Genomic DNA, 20,986 nt, shown 5'->3' with positions numbered 1-20,986 from the left:
ATGAAATTTCTAACTAACATTAAATATGCATTATGGGGCATTATAACTTTAGGACTTGTTGCATGTAATTCCAATAAACAGGCCAATGTTTCTAAAGAAAATCCTTTTGAAGCCAAAGTGGATTCTGTTTTAAATTTAATGACTATTGAAGAAAAAATAGGACAATTAAACTTGCCTTCTTCTGGCGATATCACAACAGGACAAGCTAAAAGCTCCAACATTGCTAAAAAAATTGAAGAAGGTAAAGTTGGAGGACTTTTCAATATCAAATCTGTTGCTAAAATTAAAGAAGTTCAAAGAATCGCAGTTGAAAAAAGCAAACTTAAAATTCCTTTAATTTTTGGAATGGATGTTATTCATGGGTATGAAACCACCTTTCCAATCCCATTAGGTTTATCCTCTTCTTGGAATATGGAAATGATAAAAAAAACAGCCCAAATGGCGGCTCAAGAAGCTACTGCCGACGGTATTAACTGGACGTTTTCTCCAATGGTAGATATTTCAAGAGATCCACGTTGGGGGCGCGTATCGGAAGGTTCCGGCGAAGATCCTTATTTAGGAAGTGAAATTGCAAAAGCGATGGTTCATGGTTATCAAGGTGACGACTTAGCGCTAAATAACACTATGATTGCCTGCGTTAAGCATTTTGCGTTATATGGTGCTCCAGAAGCTGGAAGAGACTACAACACTGTAGACATGAGCAAAATACGCATGTACAATGAATATTTACCACCCTACAAAGCAGCTATTGATGCTGGTGTTGGCTCTGTAATGGCCGCTTTTAACGAAATTGATGGTGTTCCCGCCACTGGGAACAAATGGTTGCTAACCGATTTATTAAGAACAGACTGGGGCTTTAATGGTTTTGTAGTTACCGACTATACCGGCATTGAAGAAATGGTATATCATGGCGTTGGAAATTTTGAAGAAGTATCTGCACAAGCATTAGCAGCTGGTATTGATATGGATATGGTTTCCGATGGTTTTTTAAATACTTTGAAAAAGTCAATTGAAGACAAAAAGATTTCTATGGATGTTTTAGATACAGCCGTGAAACGTATTTTAACGGCTAAATTCCAATTAGGATTATTTGATAACCCTTACAAATATTGCGATGAAAATCGACCAGCAAAAGAAGTATTTACAGAAGAAAACAGAGCTTTTGCACGTAAAGTGGCTTCGGAATCGATGGTGTTATTAAAAAACGAAAATCAACTCTTACCTCTTAAAAAATCTGGAACTATTGCGCTAATCGGCCCATTAGCAAATACTGCTGTTAATATGGCCGGCACTTGGAGTGTTGCTACAAAACAAGCCTTATCCAACCCTTTATTAGAAGGTTTAAAAACAGTGGTGGGAGATAAAGCCACCATCCATTATGCCAAAGGAAGTAATTTAGATTATGACTTAGAGCTTGAAAAGCGAGCTACCATGTTTGGAAAAGAAATCCCAAGAGACGGCAGAACGGATAAACAACTTATGGATGAAGCCTTAGCTATCGCTTCAAAATCTGATGTAATTATTGCAGCATTAGGTGAATCGGCAGAATTTAGCGGCGAATCTAGTAGTAGAACGAATTTACAAATTCCCCAAGTTCAAAAAGACCTTTTAAATGCCTTATTGAAAACAGGAAAACCAATCGTTTTAGTATTATTTACTGGCAGACCATTAGCAATTGTTGAAGAAAACGCAACAGTTCCTGCAATATTGAATGTTTGGTTTCCAGGCAGCGAGGCTGGTTTAGCTATTTCCGATGTGTTATTTGGCGACGTAAACCCTTCAGGAAAATTAACCGCTACCTTTCCTATGAATGTGGGACAAGTACCTATTTTCTATAATCATAAAAATACTGGAAGACCATTAGGAAATAGCGAAGGTAAATTCGAAAAGTTTAAATCGAATTACCTCGATGTTCGTAACGAGCCATTATACCCTTTCGGCTATGGTTTAAGTTATACCAACTTTAAATATGACAATTTAAAGTTAAACACCACAAAAATAGCACCTAACGGTAGCATTGACATTTCTGTTGAAGTTACAAATACAGGGAATTTTGATGGAAAAGAAGTGGTTCAGTTATATGTACGTGATGTAGTTGGTTCTGTAACCCGACCAGTTAAAGAACTTAAAGGTTTTCAAAAAGTATTTATTAAAAAAGGTGAAACCAAAACCATTAGTTTCAAATTAACCGAAAATGATTTAAAATTTTATAATTCAAATTTGGATTTTATTGCAGAACCTGGAACCTTTCAAGTATTTGTAGGCACGGATTCGAATGCAACGCTTTCTACTAATTTTGAGTTGACTAAGTAATTTTCAAGGAACGGATTCAACATTTTCTTATTAATATGTTTTATTTTTTCATCTTAAGAAGGCTAAAAAATTAATAACCATAAAACACTGCGCAGGCAGTTTAAATTAATTTGAAATGACAAATACAACAAGTTCCTATTTCAAATTAAAAAACATTTTTTTTCTGAGTGGCTAATAGCAACTAACCTGCAAGGTTTGTAATAACCTTGTAGGTTTTTCAAAGAAAACTAGATTACATGAAGCATCTTTTAGTAATTATTTTTATTGTGTTTACGATTCCTTTTTGGGCGCAAACAAAAACAACATATACTTATGCTATAAAAGGAAACGACACATTAAAACTAGACATTCATAAACCTAAAAACATAAATCCAGATTCTAAATTACCTGCTTTACTTTGGATGCATGGCGGCGGATTCTCGATAGGTTCAAGAGATTACATTGACGACGCCAAACTTTGCGAAGCCGTAACAGAATTCGGGTATATCGGTATTTCCATTTCATACCGATTATTACGGAAAAACACTCTAACACAATTTGGTTGTTTATGCCCTAAAGAAGACAAATTAGAGACCTTTAAACAAGCTACTTTAGATTATTTAGATGCTGCTGCTTTCGTTATTGAAAATGCTGAAATTTTACAAGTAGATAATACAAAAATTATTGCTGGAGGCAGTAGCGCTGGTGCTGAAGGTGCATTAAACGCCGTTTATATGAAGGCATATTTCTCAGATAATCTTCAAAAACATAACCCAATTAAATTCGCAGGAGTCTTTTCTGCCGCTGGTGCAGTAGTAAATGCTAGTTATATAACAAAAGTGAATGCGGTACCAAGTGTATTGTATCATGGCACGGAAGATAATTTAGTACCTTTTGCAAGTGCATCACATCACTTGTGCACCCCAGAACAACCTGGTTATTTTATACTTGATGGTTCGAAAATTATAGCTGAAAAATTAGATCAATTTGAAACTTCATACTATTTCAATATTGTAAAAGGTGGCAAACATGAAGTTTCTAAGATACCATTCGATGATCTCGACAAAATCTTTAAATTTTTTGATAGTACCATTTTAAATAGTGAGATTATTCAAACCAAAATAATTAAGACAAAATAATTATGAAATCGTTTTTAAATATTTTTTGTGTTGCTTTAGTGATCTCATCTTGTGGGCAAAAAATAATTCATAAAGTTGATAATACAACAACTAAACAACCAAATATTATTTTTATCATGGCCGATGATCATGCAACGCAAGCCATTAGTCCATACGGCCATCCTATAAGCAAATTAGCCCCTACCCCAAATATCTATCGAATTGCCACTAAAGGCGCATTGTTTAAAAGTAACTTTTGCACGAATTCTATTTACGGACCAAGTCGAGCCCTTGTTTTAACAGGTAAATTTAGTCATGTAAATGGGTTTAGAATGCATGGGGATAAATTTGACGGCAACCAACAAACATTCCCAAAACTACTACAAAAAGCAGGTTACAATACCGGAATAATAGGGAAATGGCATTTAGACGGACTTCCGCAAGGTTTTAATTACTGGAAAATATTAACTGACCAAGGGAATTATTATAACCCTGATGTTATTAGAGAAAACGAAAACACAAAACGAATTGATACTACTAGAATTGAAGGCTATGTAACAGATATTATTACTGATGACGCCATTAAATATCTAGATAACATAAAAAACAATGCCATGCATGAAACTAATCTTTCTGGAAAGGTATTAGCAGAATGGGAAGTGCAACGTTATCTACAGGAATATTTAGCTACCATTGCCGCTGTAAATGAAGGTGTTGGGAAAATTCTTAATTTTTTAGATGCCATTTACTACCATTATAATGATCATCCGGCATTTCATATGGTTAAAAAATGTATGGTGTAAGAACAAATCGTTATAAGTTAATTCATGTTTATGATGATATTGATGAATGGGAATTATATAATTTAGAAAAAGACCCTAACGAACTTAAAAATATCATTAACGATTCTGAATACGATGGCGTTAAAGCACAACTTCATCAAAAGTTGGAAATGTTGCAAGCTATGTATAAAGTAACAAACAAAGAGTTTGAAAACGCACCAAAAGAACAAATAAATAAAGCTTTCAAACAGTTTGAAAGATTACGCGGAAACACTGGAACGTCTTACAATCCTAAAACTGATAAATAAAAAAATATAATTATGAATAAAGTACTCCTTAGCTTGACACTAATTTTTGGTCTGGCTATAAATACGGTCTTCGGTCAAGAAAAAACAAATTCAAATGAAAATGGGCATGAAAATTTCAAAACTTATTGCAATCCATTAGACATTGACTATACCTACATGGTATATAACTCAAGTAGAAATTTATCCTATCGTTCGGGTGCTGATCCTGCCGTTATTGAATTTCGTGGAGAATACTACATGTTCGTTACACGTTCTTTTGGCTATTGGCATTCCACCGATTTAGTGAACTGGAAATTTATCAAGCCTCAACAATGGTATTTTGAAGGGTCTAACGCACCTACAGCTTTTAATTATAAAGATTCTCTGGTTTACTTTGCGGGTAATCCAGCGGGTTATGGGAGTATTCTTTATACCGATGATCCCAAAAGTGGAAAATGGACCCCAACGCCCTCTATTTCTAACAACATTCAGGATTCAGAATTATTTATTGATGATGATGATAAAACTTATCTGTATTGGGGATCGTCTAATTTACATCCACTCCAAGTAAAAATGCTAAATAAAAATGACCGTTTTCTGGAAACTGGTGTTAAAAAAGAATTAATCAATCTTGTGGAAGAAAAACACGGATGGGAACGCTTTGGAGAAAATAATTTTCATCCAACTTTGAAAGAAGGCTATATGGAAGGAGCGTCTATGACAAAACATAACGGAAAATATTATTTGCAATATGCTGCTCCAGGTACTCAATTTAATGTTTATGCCGATGGGGCTTATATAGGAGAAACACCTCTTGGCCCTTTTACTTACATGAAGAATAATCCGATGAGTTTTAAACCTGGTGGCTTTACAAATGGTGCAGGACATGGCATCACTGTGAAGCAAACCAATGGGCAATACTGGCATTTTGCGACTATGGCACTGGCATCAAACGCACAATGGGAACGCCGTTTGTGCATGTTTCCAACCTATTTTGATGAGGATGGGTTAATGTATTCCACTACCGATTATGGGGATTACCCGCGTTTTGGCCCTGATCATCCTACTAAAGCAGGACAACATAATGGTTGGATGTTACTCTCGTATAAAGGTCAGGTTACAGTATCTTCATCTTTAACACAGATTATGAAGTTTACATCAAATGATGATAACGTTGAAATTACTGAATTACCTCTTGAAAAAAACACCAATAACGACGTTCTTTCGAAAGTATTAACCGATGAAAACCCCAAAACGTTTTGGGTGGCCGAAGCTAATAACGATAAACAGTGGATAAAAATTGAAATGCCGAAACCGGGAAAAATTTATGCTTTTCAGTTAAATTTTCATGACCATGAGACTGGTATTTATACACGTACTGAAGGTTTAAGACACCGTTTTAGTATTGAAGTTTCTGAAGATGGGAAAAACTGGCAAACAGCCGTAGATAGGAGCAGCAGTAATATAGATGCACCCAATGCCTATATCGTGTTGGACACGCCACTTAATGCTAAATATGTGCGCTATAAAAATGTAGAAGTGCCGGGTGCAAACTTCGCCATGTCGGAGTTTAGGGTGTTTGGCTTAGGTTTCGGCAAAACACCAGCTAATGTTAAAGGTTTTGCCATAAAACGCGAAACAGACAGAAGAGACGCAGCATTTACTTGGAAACCTGTAAAAGGAGCTCAGGGCTATAATATTCGCTGGGGAATTGCTCCAGACAAACTATACCAGTCGTGGCAGGTGTATGACACCAATGAACACTTTATGCGCTGTTTGGATCGTGATACACCCTATTATTTTAGCATTGAAGCTTATAATGAGAACGGCATTTCAGAAAAGAGTGAAATAATTTATGTACCATAACTTATGAAAAAACTATTTCTAACATCCCTCATTTTAGTCATTTTCGGCAATTTACACGCCCAGGAAGTTTCGGTAATGACCTATAATATTAAACTAGATTACCCAAAGGAAGGTGAAAATAGCTGGACGAATAGAAAGCTTTTCTTCATTAATCAATTAAAATTTCATGAGCCCGATATTTTAGGAGTACAAGAAGCCATGCCAAACCAAATGAAAGATATGGACAGCCTTTTAGTTGATTATAATTTTGTTGGTGTTGGTCGTGATGATGGAAAAGACGAAGGAGAATATTCTGCAATTTTTTACAAAAAAGACGATTTTGAGGTTTTGAAATCCTCTACCTTTTGGTTATCACAAACGTCAAATAAAGTGTCTATGGGTTGGGATGCTGTTTGTAATCGTATTTGCACTTACGCTTTGTTTCAAAATAAATCATCTAAAAAGAGTTTTTGGGTATTTAACACACATTTTGATCACGTTGGTGTTGTAGCCAGAAAACAAAGTGCTGTTTTAATCATTCAAAAAATAAAGGAATTAAATATTAACAATCTTCCCGTGATATTGATGGGCGATTTTAATATGGAAGAAACTCATGAAAGCATTCAATATATTACCAGTAACCTCAAGGATTCCAAAGCCATAGCCACATACACCTTTGGTCCTATAGGAACCTTTAACAACTTTGAATTTAATAAACCTGTAACGCGACGTATCGACTTTATATTTTTAAGTACTGATATAAAAGTAAACAAATATGCGGTGTTAAGCGATTCTAAAGATTGTCATTATCCCTCCGACCATTTCCCCGTTTTTATAAGATTAAGACTTAACTAATAATATCCTATTTAATTAAATAATTTGCTTCTATATGACTTGTTAAATCAGAAAAAGCATCAACTATCACCATTTCAACATCTACAAAAGGTTCACTTAAAATTGTAATGCCATTTTTAATTTTTGATAAATTTTCAACTGTCACTTCCTCTTTTTCAAAAGCGTTTGATAATATCAGTGACACTTCCGATAGGTTTTCAGACACCTTTTCTAGTGGAATGATTTTTGGATTTTTATTCAACTTTTTAAAATCATCATAATTTTTTGACCAAACTTTTAAATACGCTAAAACTTGATTGTAATGTATTTGGTTTGAACTATTCACAAATTGCTTTACAGCATCATTAAAACTTAAACCATCTTCAGCATCAACAACACAAGCATCTGCAAACAAATTAAAAGGCGAGAATGTTTGGTATTCAATCCCATCTTTATTTCTGGTATAAATTTTTAATGGTTCACATATTTTAGTCAATACAAGAAGTGAAGAAATATCTTGATTATTCGTCATACCTCTTAAAATCACATCTCTGTTTTTAATATGAGTAAGGCCTAATTCCTCTAATTTAAACGACACATCTTTTAGTCGCTTTTTCATATTATCAACATCATTAACCGCTTGGTTAGACCAAAATCGCTCCGCAATTGCTGCTGTCCTTGGCCATATTCTGGAATCGATGGTAAGTGGTGTTACCAACTCGCTCCACATGGTAGCTTCTCCTCCTAAAACACGCGATAATTCTGCCTCCGTTAATTGAATATCCCCTATGGGATCCACTAAATAATGCGCTTCAACAGATTGCATTCTATCTATATAATAGCCATTTGAAAGTACAGTTTGATACCCTTTTTTAGCGGCACTTATTAAACTACCTCCTTTTGGAAGCCCCTCGTTTTCCCCTCGCCATGAATGTATAACAGCCATTGTTGGCATATTGGGAGTCATAATTTCATCCCAACCCATTAATTTTTTACCTAATTTATTTAGAATTTTCTCGAGTTTGATATTAAAGTAAGTCTGTATATCATGATTGGTTTCTAAATTGTTTAGTTTTTTAAACTTTTGGATATCTTCATTTTCATCCCAATGTCTACCTTCATTTTCATCGCCACCAATATGAAAATAAGTATCCGGAAACAAGGAAGCCATTTCTGTAAATAAATTTTCAAGGAATTGATACGTAATATCCTTAGATGGATTCAGTGTTGGATTAAATACCCCCGAATTACGCTCAATAGTATAGGCATAGCCTTCTTTACTTCCTAATTCAGGATAAGCTGTTAGAATAGCCGAAGCGTGCCCAGGCACATCAAATTCCGGAATTACACGAATGCCCAATGTATTAGCATAGGAAACCACTTCTTTAATTTGTTCTTGAGTGTAGTAAAGTCCATCGGAACCTAATTCATGAAGTTTCGGGTATGTTTTAGATTCTACACGAAAACCTTGGTCGTCTGTTAAATGCCAGTGAAACACATTCATTTTCATCGAAGCCATAGCATCTAAATTGCGTTTTAAAACGTGTATTGGCTGAAAATGTCTTGATGCATCTATCATTAATCCGCGCCAAACAAATCTGGGTGCATCGGTGATTTCAACTCCAGGAAAATAAAAATAAGACCCATTGTGTTGTACTAATTGCAATAAGGTTTCTAGACCTCTAAGTGCTCCAACATCAGTAATTGCTTTTATGTTAATAATAGAATCTTCAACTATTAATTCATACGATTCGTCCGTATTAATAGTCAGTTGTGCCACACGATTATAGGTCACATTTATACTACCTCTTTTTCCAGTTACGGGAAACCCCTCTTTTAAAAACACACCAGTTCTATTGGAAAGGCGTCTTAAAAAATTAACAGCGGCATTACGAATTCGTTCGGCACCTTCATCTTCCTTGGGAATTGAAATCGTAACGTCGCTATCAATAGTAAACTCAGCAATTTTTTCTTTTAATTCTTGGGGCCATGGCATCAAATTATATTTCTCTGCCAACAGACTTTGAGAAGTAGCATATTCACTTGAAACACCAAAAAACAAAAGAAATATTATAATTTTGTTCATCAATTTAATTTTTAAAAATGATACCTCTTAAAGGCCTCAATGGCTGCATAATCGGCCAATCCTAAATCGTTATACTTTTTAGCAGTTAACCTATTTCTATCTTCAACACGCACCCAAAATTCTCTTGAATCGCCACCTTGAAACATCACACCATCCTTCTGCGATTGATGATAAAAAATGGCATGTCGTTTTTTAAGCACTTGGTCTGGACTCATAGGCACCGCCATTTCAATTTGATAGGACTCCCATTCATGCCATGCGCCGCGGTATAACCAAACCCAACAATCATCCATATATTTATTATGTTTTAACTGCTCTAATGCAATAAATAACACATCTAAACATACTTTATGGGTACCATGAGGATCGGCCAAATCTCCCGCCGCATAAATTTGGTGCGGTTTAATCTGAGAGATTAAATCACTCATAATTATAGTATCATCTTGGGATAAATTATTTTTTTTAATGGTACCTGTTTCATAGAAAGGTAAATCCAGAAAATGAACATTTTCATCATTAAGACCTAAGTATCTGGTAGCTGCTAAAGATTCACTACGTCGTATCAAACCTTTTAACTGCCTAACCTCTTGTGAATCGATATCGTTTTCCGTCTTTGTTTTCAGGAAAGTGATAATACTCTGAGTATCCTGACAATCTGGACATAATTTCTGCGTTATTTCTGCAAATTTTAAGGCTTCTTCATCTGAAACTGCAATATTTCCCGAAGTTTGATAAGCCACATGTACATCGTGCCCTTGTTCTACTAAACGGTCGAAAGTACCACCCATAGAAATGACATCGTCATCGGGATGTGGACTAAAAATAAGCACTCTTTTTTTCGGAATATCAGCACGTTCTGGTCTGTTAGAATCGTCTGCATTAGGCTTACCACCTGGCCAACCCGTAATAGTATGTTGCAATTTATTAAACATTTTTATGTTTAAATCATAAGCAGTACCTTCTTCGGTAAGAAGCCCGGACATCCCATTATTATTATAATCTTTGTCCGTTAATTTTAATATTGGCTTACTTAAACGTTCTGAAAGCCAAACTACTGCTTTTAGTTTCAGGTCCTCATTCCAAACACAAGCCGTAACGAGCCAAGGCGTTTTTACTCGTGTTAATTCAGAAGAAGCAGCTTCATCTAAAATAAAAGTTGTGTTGTTATGATGTTGCAAATAAGTGGCCGGCACTTCCGAAGTTATGGGACCTTCAATAGTTTCTTTAAGAATTTTTGCTTTGTTATTTCCCCAACCCAAAAGCACAATTCGTTTAGCACCTAAAACAGTACCTATTCCCATGGTTATTGCTTTTCTTGGCACGTTATCAATTCCTAAAAAACCAGGAGCTGCATCAACCCTTGTGATGTGATCCAAGGTTATACTTCGTGTACCGGAATTTAAATGAGAACCGGGTTCATTAAACCCAATATGGCCTGTCCTTCCGATGCCTAATAGCTGAAAATCTAACCCACCAGCTGCTTTTATTTTCATTTCATAATCAACACACGATTGATATAAGTTTTCTGAGCTAACCTTTCCGTCTGGTATATTGATGTTTTCTGGCAGAATATCAATGTGATTAAAAAGGTGTTGATGCATGAAATAAAAATAACTTTGAATATTGTTTTTATCCATTGGAAAATATTCATCTAGGTTAAAGGTGATAACATTCACAAAACTCAATCCTTCTTCTTTGTGCATTCTTATAAGCTCTTCGTACACTTTTATAGGTGAAGAACCTGTAGCTAAGCCTAAAACACATGGTTTGTTTTGAAATTCTTTTTCTCTAATTAAACCTGCTATTTCTTCGGCAACAAGAATGGATGCTTCATTGGAATCCTCAAAAATAACGTTGTGAATTTTTTCAAAACGTGTTTCTTCAAATTTTCCTGCTTGGGAATAAACTATACTTTTATGATCTGCAATTCTCACTGTAAACAATTTTATGGTTATAGATTTCAATACAGCACACGGAAAAACACTATTTTCCGCATGCTGATTAAGGAACAAAAATTAACTTAATTTGTATTTAAATATTAGAAGTTTGACAACCCAGTATCCCACCACAGGCGTGTTCCACCTGTATCTGGACCATTTAAATATCCAACTGCTGTTAACACATTAGCTGCATTGGTATTTATTTCGTTTTCCACAAAATTGATTCTTCGTATTTGCGTAGTTGTACTAATTTTTCCGCCGCTATTATTTACTACAACCGGGTAGATTCTTGGATAGCCGGTACGTCTAAATTCAGACCAAGCCTCTTGTCCATCAGGGAACATGGCGATCCATTTTTGAGTAATAATTTGCTCCAATTGCTCCTCATTGGTACCAGAACTATTGTATGCTTTTTTCACAGTGCTTGGATAAGCAATGTCATTTACAGCATTTAAAGCATCCACAAAATTAGCTGGTGTACTTGTAGTATCTGCTAAATATGCTTCTACACCCGAAACGCTATGTTGCGCAAATGATGCTGCAACGCCCGCTTCATAATTATCTTTCGCAATTCCAGCGCCTGCCCAACCTCTTAAGGAAGCTTCCGCTTTTAAGAAATTCACTTCGGCAGCCGTCATCCAAGTTAGGGTTTCACCATCAATCACACTTCCAATAGAGGAATGATCTAAATATTGCACTTTCGCATCAATAGCAATCCCCATTCTAATACCCTTATAATCACCAGCTAAAGAAGCATCGGCAGAAGGATTAAAATAAGCCTTAATTCTATCATCATTATAACCTGTTAGAATAGATTCCATTACGGCTCCCATTCTTATGTCGCCCCATGACCCACTAATAACTGATATTGGATGTGGAAACCCTGTGTTAATAACCATATTAGAACTTGTCATTAAACCTGCATTACTAGCCAACGCTAATTCACCTTGTGTTTTTGCCAAAGTAGGATTTATTTTAGATACACGCATGGCTAAACGCAGTCTTAAACTATTAGCGAATTGTCGCCATTTAGCAATATCACCTGCCAAACTAGACATATCAAAAGGAACAAATTGAACATCCTCTTCAAAAGCCTCCAAACCATCAATAGCAGTTTTTAGTTCTTCAAAAAAAGCAGTATAAGCTACTTCTTGCGAATCATATTCACCAGTAGTACTAAAATCGTTAAATTTTGTGTAACGAATAGGTCCATAAATATCCGATACGCGGTGCATTGCTGTTACTTTAATGATATTTGCTAAGTAAACAAACTTAATACCGTTAGGATCTCCACCTAATTCAACCGCATTTTTCACATTCAATGCTTGTGGCATCACATAGCCGTAGGCATCACTCCAAGGGAAACCGTTCCAACCGTCCACTAAGGCATAAGTCATGTTATTTACGTTTCCTGCAAAAGGCGTTGGAGGTGTCATATAACCAGAGTACACATCCCCTATTAAACCCTGTTGCAATTGATAATTCCATGCAGGAGTTACATTGAACACATTTAAAAACATGGGACCAAATTCATTGCCCACATTATTATTCATTTGAGTTAAACTCTCTTCTGAAATACCATACGGGTTAGTATTTATTTTTTCAAAATCGTCTGTACAACTGGCCAAACTAAGCAGCGTTAAAGACGTTAAAAGGTATTTAAATATATTTTTCATTTTCTTAGAAATTTACGTTAATGTTTAATCCTACGCTTCTTGTTGAAGGTTGCCCATATATATCTACACCCTGTAATCCGATACCTGTACTAGATGCAATATTCGGATCGAAAGGAGCATCTTTATAAATGAAAAACAGGTTGTTTGCAATTAATGAAAGCTTAACCGATTCAAAGAATTCACCTGGATTTGGGAAAGTATATCCTAAAGATAATTCTCTTAAACTTATGTTGGTTGCGTCGTAAACATACTCACCTAATAATCCTGCTCTACCACCTATTTTTGTATAGTAATCTTTAGCCGTCATTTGTGCACTTGTTCCTGTAGTGGTTATAACTTCAATCATCCCTCCATTGGTATTTCTTGCGTCTGCAGATGCTTGAGACACACCATAAAAATCATTAATTGCTTCAGTAATACTTACTACATCACCACCAAATTTTCCATCAATTAAAAAGTTTAAGGAAAAGTTTTTATAATCGAAAGTGTTGCTAAGTCCCAAAGTAAAATCTGGTTGAGCGTGCGATATGGTCTCAAACCCAGTTGCTTCAATGGTTAAGCTTCCACTACCATCATCAGAAACTATTGGTAAGCCGTTTTCATTTCTTAAAATTGAACGTCCGCGAATACTACCAAAATCTTCACCTTCAACTAAAGAATAGCCGTAACCATTTACTCCAGGAGCAGTTAAAATTGCTTCACCATTTTCTAATGAAGGGTGCACTGAAACGACTTTGTTTTCATTTGAAGCGAAGTTTAAAGCCATATCCCATTTGAAATTATCATTAACAATAGGTTTTCCGTTAAGTACCAATTCAATACCCTTATTAGAAATTTCACCAGCATTAACAATATTTTGAGTGTAGCCCTCTATATTAGGCTGTGCTGCAATAAAGAATATCTGGTTTTCGGTATTAGAGCTGTAGTAAGTTAAATCTATACCCAACCTATTTCCTAGAAAACGCCATTCTGTACCAATTTCGAAAGATTTTTGTTTTTCTGGCTCTAAAGTTTCACCATCTCTAGGGGCAAATGTTGCTTGATTTGCCGAACCAATTGTGCCGCCAGAATTTGTTGTTCCAATAGTTCTTAAAGGAACGGTTGCAAACGCAGGAATATCTTTTCCAACCTCAGCATAGGACATGCGAACCTTTGCAAATGATACAGCTTCAGGCAATTCGATTGTTTCAGATAATACATTGGTTAGTCCAACCGATGGATAAAAGAAAGAGCTAGAATTTGTATTTACTAAGGTTGAAGACCAATCGGTTCTACCTGTAATATCTAAATAAAACATGCCTTTATAGCCAATATTTACAGCACCAAAAACAGATTGGACTTCTCTATTTGAAACTGTTTGTGCAATACCGTTAGAAGATTCAAAGTTGGCAATAGTAAATACATTCGGAAATCTTAAACCTTCAGGTCCTGAATCCATTAATATCTGATCACCAATACTATATTTTGTTAAACTCGTTCCGAGAGTTAAGTTAAAATCAAAATCCTCAGAAAGGTTTTTGTTATAATTTGCTATTAAATCTAAGTACTGTTGTGTGTTTTCTGTTTTTTCAAGAATGTAGCGTCCTGTTTCTGGCACAAAAGTTAAATCGCTACCTGCATATAATTTTTTATCATAAGTGAAAAATGATTTATCAAAACTTCCTCTAGATTGCAATGAAAAATCATCTGTAATTTGATATTTAACACTTACACTAGCGAGTACTCGTTGTGCGATATCTTTACTTTGATTTCTATTAATTAACCAATATGGATTTTGCTGAATATTTTCATCAAAAGAGGTAGCATATTGATCCATCATATTGGTAGCGGTGTTGAAATACTCAAATTTATCTTTGTAAGTATTTAAATCTATTCCTACTGGATTAAGGTATAAACCGGTTAAAGGATTTGAGTACAATCCGTTTCCAGGGCGGTTCCAAATACGTTGATCCGACAAACTTATATTCGCCGATACCTGAATTTTATCATTTAAAAAACTGGCTGTTTCTCTTAAGTTTAAAACATTTCTATTCAATCTATTTTCTGGCATTACTCCTGTAGCAGAAGTATTTGCAAACGAAAAATAAGTTTGCGCCACTTTATTGCCTGCACTTAAAGAAATGGCCTGTGTAGCAGTTGTTCCGGTTTTAAAAAAATCATCAACAGTATTTGATAAACCACTAGCTTTTACACCCCAAGATTTAGGATCTGTTACCCTACCATTTTCTGCAATAGCACCTCCAACCGAAGGCGATTGGTATTCGGTTTGCAATTCAGGTAAGGACATTACATTATCAAGCGTAAGCGTAGAGTTGAAGTTAACTTTTACAACCCCGTTTTTCCCACTTTTTGTTGTTATTAATATTACACCATTAGCACCTTGGCTACCATATAAAGCCGCAGCTGAAGCACCTTTTAAAACCGTCATACTTTCCACATCATCTGGATTTATAAGTGATGTAATATCACCTCCATCTCTATTTCCTGTTTGGCTACCAAAAACGTTTGTTCCAGGTGTTTCACCATTTTGTCCATTACCACTATTAAGCATTGGAACACCATCAATAACATACAACGGGTCATTATTACTTGTAGATGAATTACCTCTTAAAACTACTTTAGTTGCACCTCCAACACCCGAAGAGCTTCGTGTAATGGTTAAACCTGCCGATTTTCCTGACAAACTATTAATAGGGTTGGTTTGCTTAACCCTAGCTAAATCTTCACCCTTTACATCTTGGGCGGAATAGGTTAATGTTTTTCGTTCTTTCTTAATCCCTAAAGCCGTTACTACAACTTCATTTAACTGTTCAGCATCTTCTTCCATCACCACATTAATAATATTGCTGCTACCAACGGTTATTTTTACACTCGTCATTCCCAGATAAGAAAAGTTAAGAACATCACCCACCTTTGCGGTTAGGTTATAATTCCCATCAAAATCTGTTTGGGCACCAATAGTGGTTCCCGATACTGATACATTTACTCCTGGAATTGGAATGCCACTTCCTTTAGAAGTTACTGTTCCTTTAATTTCTTTTTGTTGAGCAACTATTATTTGGGCTGTCAATAATAAAAAAGAAAACAAGAAAAGAGTTCGTAAGTTTTGTTTCATAATTCGATTATTTTGTGTTTTTAGTTGAACCAAACTATTCATTATTAATATTGAATAAAAAAAATTTATATAAACGACATGGTTTTACACATAGACGACATGGTTAACTCTGCAAACGATTTTTTAAAATAAAGATTTATCAGTTTTATTGCTAATTAACGAATATATCACTAAAATTGCTTTGAATTTACATCAAGAATATTCAATAAATCACCTAAAAACTCAAGATTATTTCAAAATTCAACAAAAAAATAAACGACACTATTCCTATAAGGTATCATGTGGTATTTTGGCTAGGTTATTTTGCCTTCAACTTTGTACGCTGGGGAAGTTATTTTGCAGATTACTGGTATTCTTTAAAATCTAATTTAGTAGAATTCCCTATTCACATGATAGTGGTTTATTTAAATCTTTATTATCTAATTCCAAAATTCATTCTTCGTAAAAAATATTGGACTTACTTCATCTCCTTAGTCTTCATGTTGCTGTTGGTATATTTGGTACGAACAGGGCTTAACTATTTATTGGTTACAAAAAATATTTGGCCAGAAGCTGGAGATTCTGGGCGATTTATGGAGCTAAATCATATCATAGCTGTAATTTTAGGCGAATTATATGTTATTGGTTTTGTTACGGCTATTAAGATAGTTATTGATTGGTCCATAGAGAAAAAAAGAAATGAAGATTTAGAGCAACTTCAAATGAGTACCGAACTTAAATTTTTACGTACTCAAATTCAGCCTCACTTCTTTTTTAATACCCTGAACAATTTATATGCCTTAACCTTAACAAAATCCGACAATGCCCCAAGATTGGTAATTAAATTGTCCGATATGATGGAGTATATTTTATATGAAGTAAAGAGCTCGCGAGCAAGTTTACTTCAAGAAATTAACCATATCAACAATTTTATTGATATTGAGCGCCTTCGATTTGAAGAAAAAGTAGAAGTTGAAATAGATATTTCGGGAGATATTGAAGATATTACCGTTCCCCCACTATTATTGTTGTCTTTTGTTGAAAATTGCTTTAAACACGGTATGAAGGAAAATGATAAACTAAAAATTAAAATGAGTTTTAGCGTATTAAATAGAGGTTATTTAGAATTTACTTTAATCAATAATTTTAATCCGAATGCGACGAAAACAGAAAGTAATGGCATAGGAAATAAAAACGCTAAACGCAGATTAAATTTACTATTTTCAAATAATTATATTTTAGAATCAACAACAGAAGGAGAAAGTTATAACTTGTTTTTAAAAATACCCCTATAATGAATATTAAGTGCATTATTATTGATGACGAACCACTTGCAATTTCTGTAATTGAAAATCATTTGAAGAATTTTGACAATATAGAAATAGTTGAAACATTTATTAACCCTCTAAAAGCTTATAGCGTTTTAGAGAAGGAAAAAATAGATTTAATATTTCTAGACATCAATATGCCTCAAATAACGGGTTTTACTTTTATTGAGAACTTGGGCTATAAACCCCTCATTGTTTTTACCACTGCCTACCGTGAATATGCTGTAAAAAGTTTCGAATTAAATATTTTAGATTATTTAGTAAAACCGATTCCTTTCGACAGGTTTTTAAAAACCATTAATAAAGTATATCATGAAGTGTATGTTAGCAACAACAAAATAGATGCGACATTACAGCAAGAGCCACATATTTTTTTAAAGGTGAATAAAAAGCTTATTAAAACGAATTTGAACGACATTCTATATATTGAAAGTTTAAAGGATTACATTAAGGTGATTACCACATTAGGTGATTATATCGTTCATAAATCGTTATCTGCTATAACCGAAGAATTGCCACAGTCCAATTTTATGCGAATTCATCGTTCATTTACCATTTCAATAAATAAAGTTGTTGCTTTAGAAGGTAATACAGTTGAAATTTTAAACAGAAAAATTCCGATTGGGCGCAATTACACCAAACAAACCAAAGAACGGATTTTTAACATTAACGACGACGACAATTAAATTCTGTATCTTGTTTTTATTACCCTATCACCCTAGTCGTTTTTGATTAATGAAGTAACATTAGAAACAATTATTAAATCACGAAAAAATGACACAAAGAATTGAATCTGTTGATATTTTAAGGGGTTTTACAATTATTGCCATGATTTTGGTGAATACGCCTGGAGATTGGAACAATGTTTACGCTCCATTATTACATTCAGAGTGGCATGGGCTAACGCCTACAGATTTAATTTTCCCCTTCTTTTTATTCATTGTTGGCATTTCAATTTATTTCTCATATAAAAACAAACCCAATAACCTTTCAACCTATAAAAAAATAGGAATCCGAAGTTTGAAACTAATAGGCTTGGGATTATTTCTAAATAGCTTTTTACCATGTTTCCCTTTTTTTGTTGAATTTGAATCATTACGATTTTTAGGCGTTTTTACAAAGAATAGGCATCGTGTTTTTAATCGCCTCAATTCTTTACATTAATTGCAATTGGAAAAGCTTAATTGTCATCTCCTCTATTGTTTTACTAGTTTATTGGCTTTTCTTAGGATTTATGCCTTTACCTGATGGTAGCACTCCAACCTATAATAGAGCCACAAACAACTGGGCAAACTACATAGACCTAAATCTTTTAGGGAAGCACATGTGGCAGCCAGACTACGACCCCGAAGGAATTATAAGCACAATACCTGCGATAGTTTCTTGTATTATCGGAATTTTAATTGGTAAACTTTTAGATGGACTCACTCAGATAAAACCATTGCTTTTTGCTGGCACTGGATTATTAATAACAGGTTACTTTTTCAGCATCTATTTTCCAATAAACAAGGCGATTTGGAGTAGTAGTTTTGTATTAGTAACAAGCGGTTGGGGAACATTAATTCTTACAGCTATATTTTATCTTAAAGATGTAAAAAAGTATGAATTCGGTAATATTTTCAAATACGTAGGCATGAATGCCATTACCATTTACTTTTTGTCCAGTTTCATTTCTAAATCCATGTACTTAATAAAGGTTGGACCGGAAAATAATATTCACTCATGGTTATATGAGTCGTTTTTTGTTTATCCTTTTTTTAGTTTAGATTTTTTTTCCCTAATTTATGCAATAGCTGTAGTATCACTTTATACGCTACTTGGTTACTTTATGTATAAAAAAAAACTATTTATAAAAGTTTAGCCTAAATATAGAATAAAGCTCAGGTGGTTATTCAAACCAGTCCTTTATAATTTCCTGTTCTATATTATGATTTCCTTTGTGAATAAACTCATTTTTAATGGCATTATATTCATAATCACCACCCCAATTTTCAAAGTTTTCCGCAACCTTTTCTATAGCTTCACATATAAATTCAATCTCAGCATTGGTCATTATTGGGTGTATGGACATACGAATCCAACCCGGACGCTCTATTAAACAACCTTCCAATATCTTTACCTCGATTGATTTTGAAGTTGTCTGATCTACATTTAACAAATAATGACCATAAGTCCCCGCACATGAACACCCACCTCTAGTTTGAATTCCGAAGCGATCATTCAGTAATTTAACAATCAAGTTATAATGTGCATTATTTATATAAAATGAAAACACACCCAAACGATCCGTATGATTTGGTGCTAAAATATTTAAATTTTCAATTTTTGATAACCTTTCGAAAATAATAGCATTTAATTCGCGCTCCCTTTCTAAAATATTTTGAACACCCATTTTTTCCTTCAACTTTATAGAAAGTGCGATCCTAATTGCTTGTAAAAAACCAGGCGTGCCCCCATCCTCACGAGATTCTATATCATCTATAAAGTCATGGTCTCCCCAAGGGTTTGTATAATTTACTGTCCCGCCACCTGGGTTATCTGGAATCAGATTTTTATAAAGTTTTTTATTAAATATCAGAACACCTGTTGCCCCTGGTCCCCCTAAAAACTTATGTGGTGAAAACGTGATTGCGTCTAAATATTCCTCTTCGTTTTCTGGATGCATATCTATTTTAACATATGGTGCTGAACAGGCAAAATCCACAAAACACAGGCCATTATTTTCATGCATTATTCTAGCAATCTGGTGATAGGGCGTCTTTATTCCTGTTACATTAGAACAACCTGTAACTGCCGCTATTTTTATTGGTATCTCCCGGTATTCCTGTAACAACTTCTCTAAACTAGTTAAACAAGGCAACCCATCCGCATTCGATGGAATGACTTTTACTCTAGCAATGGTTTCAAGCCAAGAAGTTTGATTAGAATGGTGCTCCATGTGAGACACAAAAATAACGGGGCGTTTTTCTTCTGGAATTTCCGTATGCTCTTTTAGATTTTCGTTGAGTTTAATTCCTAAAATACGTTGAAACTTATTAATCGCACCAGTCATCCCCGTTCCCTCTGTTAACAACACATCATCACTTGAAGCGTTCACATGAGTCTTAATAATCGTTCTAGCTTCATGATATGCATACGTCATAACACTACCGGTAATAGATGTTTCTGTATGCGTATTAGCCACATAGGGACCAATCTTATTCAATAGCTGTTCTTCAATTGGTCTGTACAATCTTCCACTTGCTGTCCAATCAGCATAGATGATTTCTTTTTCACCGTATGGAGACACAAACGTTTTTTCCATTCCAACCACATGTTTCCTAAATTGCGAAAAATAGGCTTCGAGATTTGATTGTGAATTTTTCGCTTTACTTAAATCTTTATTTTCTTTGAAGAAATTATCTGTACCCATCATGCTGGTAAAATTATAAAAAAACACATAAGAAGAAACAACTTAAGGTTATAAAACAAAAAGATAATTTTAAATTTAGAAAATCCAGTTTGCACTCAATTTTGAAATAACTAACCAATAACTTATAACCTACAATATAACACCTTAATTCTTATTTATTAATTCTTTTAAAACAGTATCTGTTCCTTTAAACATATCATCCCGTTTTTGATCTATAATTAAATCAGGTTGAAGAGCTGTATTTTCCTGATCGGATAAACGGAAAAGTCTTTTTGAATAGGTTATAACTAAT

The 20,986-nt window shown here is 34.5% G+C and carries 15 protein-coding genes; 10 read left to right on the top strand and 5 right to left on the bottom strand.

From position 1 onward, the window contains the following. From bglX to ABYI63_RS03415, 6 genes are all read left to right on the top strand, one after another. Positions 1-2,313, top strand: coding sequence for a beta-glucosidase BglX (bglX, locus tag ABYI63_RS03440; RefSeq protein ID WP_372753460.1), 2,313 nt, complete (start codon positions 1-3; stop codon positions 2,311-2,313). A gap of 236 nt (positions 2,314-2,549) precedes the next feature. Beyond that, entirely contained in the window at positions 2,550-3,431 is an 882-nt protein-coding gene (locus tag ABYI63_RS03435) for an alpha/beta hydrolase (RefSeq protein WP_372753458.1), read from the top strand. Between the two features lie 2 nt (positions 3,432-3,433). Further along, entirely contained in the window at positions 3,434-4,213 is a 780-nt protein-coding gene (locus ABYI63_RS03430; protein ID WP_372753456.1) for a sulfatase-like hydrolase/transferase, read from the top strand. Then, positions 4,201-4,500, top strand: coding sequence for a sulfatase/phosphatase domain-containing protein (locus tag ABYI63_RS03425; protein WP_372753454.1), 300 nt, complete (start codon positions 4,201-4,203; stop codon positions 4,498-4,500). Before ABYI63_RS03430 ends, ABYI63_RS03425 begins: the two co-directional genes overlap by 13 nt. A 12-nt stretch (positions 4,501-4,512) precedes the next feature. Continuing rightward, positions 4,513-6,345, top strand: a complete 1,833-nt coding sequence (locus tag ABYI63_RS03420) for a family 43 glycosylhydrolase (RefSeq protein ID WP_372753452.1) — start codon at positions 4,513-4,515, stop codon at positions 6,343-6,345. Positions 6,346-6,348: 3 nt separating this feature from the next. Beyond that, a complete protein-coding gene (locus ABYI63_RS03415) occupies positions 6,349-7,179 on the top strand; it encodes an endonuclease/exonuclease/phosphatase family protein (protein WP_372753450.1) in 831 nt (276 codons plus the stop codon). 7 nt (positions 7,180-7,186) lie between these two features. On the opposite strand, the gene ABYI63_RS03410 is transcribed toward ABYI63_RS03415, so the two are convergent. The 4 genes from ABYI63_RS03410 to ABYI63_RS03395 form a co-directional block, all read right to left on the bottom strand. Beyond that, the gene (locus ABYI63_RS03410) at positions 7,187-9,244 is read right to left on the bottom strand and encodes a beta-N-acetylhexosaminidase (RefSeq protein WP_372753448.1); all 2,058 of its coding nucleotides are present in this window, start codon (positions 9,242-9,244) and stop codon (positions 7,187-7,189) included. An 11-nt stretch (positions 9,245-9,255) separates the two neighbouring features. Beyond that, on the bottom strand, positions 9,256-11,178 hold the full coding sequence (gene nagB, locus ABYI63_RS03405; protein WP_372753446.1) for a glucosamine-6-phosphate deaminase: 1,923 nt from the start codon (positions 11,176-11,178) through the stop codon (positions 9,256-9,258). A gap of 104 nt (positions 11,179-11,282) precedes the next feature. Next, positions 11,283-12,860, bottom strand: coding sequence for a RagB/SusD family nutrient uptake outer membrane protein (locus tag ABYI63_RS03400; RefSeq protein ID WP_372753444.1), 1,578 nt, complete (start codon positions 12,858-12,860; stop codon positions 11,283-11,285). A gap of 4 nt (positions 12,861-12,864) precedes the next feature. Continuing rightward, entirely contained in the window at positions 12,865-15,975 is a 3,111-nt protein-coding gene (locus ABYI63_RS03395; protein WP_372753442.1) for a SusC/RagA family TonB-linked outer membrane protein, read from the bottom strand. A gap of 281 nt (positions 15,976-16,256) precedes the next feature. On the opposite strand from ABYI63_RS03395, the gene ABYI63_RS03390 reads away from it, so the two are divergent. From ABYI63_RS03390 to ABYI63_RS03375, 4 genes are all read left to right on the top strand, one after another. Continuing rightward, positions 16,257-17,249 (top strand): sensor histidine kinase, encoded by a 993-nt coding sequence (locus tag ABYI63_RS03390; RefSeq protein WP_372753440.1) that lies wholly within the window; start codon positions 16,257-16,259, stop codon positions 17,247-17,249. Further along, positions 17,249-17,968, top strand: coding sequence for a LytR/AlgR family response regulator transcription factor (locus ABYI63_RS03385; RefSeq protein WP_372753438.1), 720 nt, complete (start codon positions 17,249-17,251; stop codon positions 17,966-17,968). The genes ABYI63_RS03390 and ABYI63_RS03385 overlap by 1 nt, the downstream gene beginning before the upstream one ends. Positions 17,969-18,056: 88 nt before the next feature. Further along, the gene (locus ABYI63_RS03380; protein WP_372753436.1) at positions 18,057-18,446 is read left to right on the top strand and encodes a heparan-alpha-glucosaminide N-acetyltransferase domain-containing protein; all 390 of its coding nucleotides are present in this window, start codon (positions 18,057-18,059) and stop codon (positions 18,444-18,446) included. Positions 18,447-18,516: 70 nt separating this feature from the next. Further along, positions 18,517-19,143 carry a hypothetical protein gene (locus ABYI63_RS03375; protein WP_372753434.1) on the top strand — a complete coding sequence of 209 codons (627 nt, stop codon included), beginning with the start codon at positions 18,517-18,519 and terminating at the stop codon, positions 19,141-19,143. A 27-nt stretch (positions 19,144-19,170) separates the two neighbouring features. Here the strand turns inward: ABYI63_RS03375 and ABYI63_RS03370 are convergent, their stop codons facing one another. Next, a complete protein-coding gene (locus ABYI63_RS03370; RefSeq protein WP_372753606.1) occupies positions 19,171-20,694 on the bottom strand; it encodes an aminotransferase class V-fold PLP-dependent enzyme in 1,524 nt (507 codons plus the stop codon). Positions 20,695-20,986: the final 292 nt, after the last annotated feature.

It is taken from the genome of Mariniflexile sp. (genome assembly GCF_041583155.1).
GTDB lineage: Bacteria > Bacteroidota > Bacteroidia > Flavobacteriales > Flavobacteriaceae > Mariniflexile.
The sequence above is the reverse complement of the archived record's forward strand: the minus strand, read 5'-3'. Positions and strand labels throughout refer to the sequence as shown.

Bases quoted from the DNA above. Each gene is read 5' to 3' on its own strand.
- ABYI63_RS03375 (WP_372753434.1), top strand. From the start codon at position 18,517: ATGCCTTTACCTGATGGTAGCACTCCAACCTATAATAGAGCCACAAAC.
- ABYI63_RS03435 (WP_372753458.1), top strand. From the start codon at position 2,550: ATGAAGCATCTTTTAGTAATTATTTTTATTGTGTTTACGATTCCTTTT.
- ABYI63_RS03415 (WP_372753450.1), top strand. From the start codon at position 6,349: ATGAAAAAACTATTTCTAACATCCCTCATTTTAGTCATTTTCGGCAAT.
- ABYI63_RS03410 (WP_372753448.1), bottom strand. From the start codon at position 9,244: ATGAACAAAATTATAATATTTCTTTTGTTTTTTGGTGTTTCAAGTGAA.
- ABYI63_RS03420 (WP_372753452.1), top strand. From the start codon at position 4,513: ATGAATAAAGTACTCCTTAGCTTGACACTAATTTTTGGTCTGGCTATA.
- ABYI63_RS03370 (WP_372753606.1), bottom strand. From the start codon at position 20,694: ATGGGTACAGATAATTTCTTCAAAGAAAATAAAGATTTAAGTAAAGCG.
- ABYI63_RS03385 (WP_372753438.1), top strand. From the start codon at position 17,249: ATGAATATTAAGTGCATTATTATTGATGACGAACCACTTGCAATTTCT.
- ABYI63_RS03380 (WP_372753436.1), top strand. From the start codon at position 18,057: ATGACACAAAGAATTGAATCTGTTGATATTTTAAGGGGTTTTACAATT.
- bglX (WP_372753460.1), top strand. From the start codon at position 1: ATGAAATTTCTAACTAACATTAAATATGCATTATGGGGCATTATAACT.
- ABYI63_RS03395 (WP_372753442.1), bottom strand. From the start codon at position 15,975: ATGAAACAAAACTTACGAACTCTTTTCTTGTTTTCTTTTTTATTATTG.
- ABYI63_RS03400 (WP_372753444.1), bottom strand. From the start codon at position 12,860: ATGAAAAATATATTTAAATACCTTTTAACGTCTTTAACGCTGCTTAGT.
- ABYI63_RS03430 (WP_372753456.1), top strand. From the start codon at position 3,434: ATGAAATCGTTTTTAAATATTTTTTGTGTTGCTTTAGTGATCTCATCT.
- ABYI63_RS03425 (WP_372753454.1), top strand. From the start codon at position 4,201: ATGTATGGTGTAAGAACAAATCGTTATAAGTTAATTCATGTTTATGAT.